The organism is Mesorhizobium sp. M1348 (assembly GCF_040317925.1).
GTDB lineage: Bacteria > Pseudomonadota > Alphaproteobacteria > Rhizobiales > Rhizobiaceae > Mesorhizobium.
The window spans coordinates 1-1,669 of record NZ_JAMYLH010000075.1 but is presented as its reverse complement, the minus strand read 5'-3'; the positions used below and the strand labels follow the sequence as shown (position 1 = coordinate 1,669).

Genomic DNA, 1,669 nt, shown 5'->3' with positions numbered 1-1,669 from the left:
CATATTGACCGGCGGTCTGTATGCCCATTTCAGGAACACCGGCTCGATGATTCCCAGCACGCTCCAAGCACCCGACTTCCCGGCAAACGTTCGCGACCTCGAAGATGAAGCGCTGCTGGATATCGTGCAACGGCAAACGGCCCGGTACTTCTGGGAAGGCGCACATCCCGTCAGTGGTCTTGCCCGAGATCGACAGAAGACCACCGGTGCTCCGGCCAACGATCTCGCAGCCATTGGCGGCTCTGGCTTCGGCATCATGGCAATCATCGTTGCTGTTGAACGCGGTTGGATCGATCGCGCGGCGGCATTATGCCGATTGCATCGAATGCTGGATTTCCTGGAAAGCTCGCCGCGCTACCACGGCGTGTTCCCGCATTTCATCAATGGCCGTACCGGTGCGACAATTCCATTCCGTCGCAAGGATGACGGCGCTGATCTGGTCGAAACCACTTTCCTGTTTCAAGGTCTGATCTGCGCCCGCGAGTATTTCGCCGGGATGGCAACCGAGGAAGCACGCCTTCGCCATAGCGTGAACGCGCTGTTGTCACAGGCCGAGTGGAACTGGTTCACACGCGGGGCCCGGCAACTGATGTGGCACTGGAGCCCGAACCACGGCTGGGCGATGGACAGCCCGATCAGAGGTTGGAACGAATGCATGCTCACCTTCGTGCTGGCGGCGGGATCAACTCGCCACCCCATTGATCCGGGCATCTATCACGAAGGCTTTGCTGGCGGATCCGACTTTCGAAACGGGCGCGATCATTACGGGATCGTCCTGCCATTGGGAATGGATTCTGGTGGTCCGCTCTTCTTTTCGCAATATTCCTTCTGCGGGCTCGATCCACGAGGCCTAAGCGACCGATACGCCGACTACTGGCAACAGAACCTCCGTCATACGCAGATCAATTATCGGCATTGCGTCCGCAATCCCCATAACCATCTGGGATACGGCCCTGACTGCTGGGGTCTGACCGCGAGCCATGGGCCGCGAGGATACATCGCAAGTGCACCTGACAGGGACTTTGGCGTAATCGCCCCGTCCGCTGCCCTGTCGAGTTTCCCTTATGCTCCGGGGGAAGCGATGCGCGCACTGCGCGGTTTCCTGACCAAGCCTCGAAACCGCATATGGGACCGCTTCGGCTTTGTCGACGCGTTTTGCGAACCTCGCAACTGGTACTCCCGGACATATCTAGCGATCAATCAGGGGCCAATCATCGCGATGATCGAGAACCATCGTACAGGGCTTTTGTGGAGACTGTTCATGGGCGCGCCGGAAGTGCGCAAGGGCTTGGGAAGGCTGGGCTTCACCAGCCGGCACCTCGACACATCAACGTCTGCTCAGGGGCCACGAGCTGCCGCGGGTATGGCCACACTGGGTTGCACCTAGCGCCGCAGGGTGGTTTCTTCCCTGAGTGATCTGCTGGCAGGTCGGAGCAGTTCGCGAAGCGCGTCCCGCCGCGTCGTAGCTACTGCTCAGGATCGGGAAATGTCAGCGACTTGGTCTCGAGAAAGTCTAAGCGCGGACTCCAAGCGCTATCATGTATTCCCGAAAACGATGGAATAGATAGCGGCACCAATAAATAACGCAGTCGACATTCTCATGAATAGCTGAAATGAAAAATACTCTCTCATCGCGGCCTCCTTTGTTTCTATTAATTTTTCTCGGCCA

General features: G+C 58.1%; 1 protein-coding gene. It reads left to right on the top strand.

Features of this window, described 5'->3' with window-relative positions; translation table 11 throughout:
* Positions 1-46 precede the first annotated feature (46 nt).
* Entirely contained in the window at positions 47-1,387 is a 1,341-nt protein-coding gene (locus NKH13_RS35470) for a glucoamylase family protein (protein ID WP_352917479.1), read from the top strand.
* Positions 1,388-1,669 lie beyond the last annotated feature (282 nt).

What these genes read in the sequence shown, in the direction of transcription:
- NKH13_RS35470 (WP_352917479.1), top strand. Translation starts at nt 47, where the DNA reads ATGATTCCCAGCACGCTCCAAGCACCCGACTTCCCGGCAAACGTTCGC.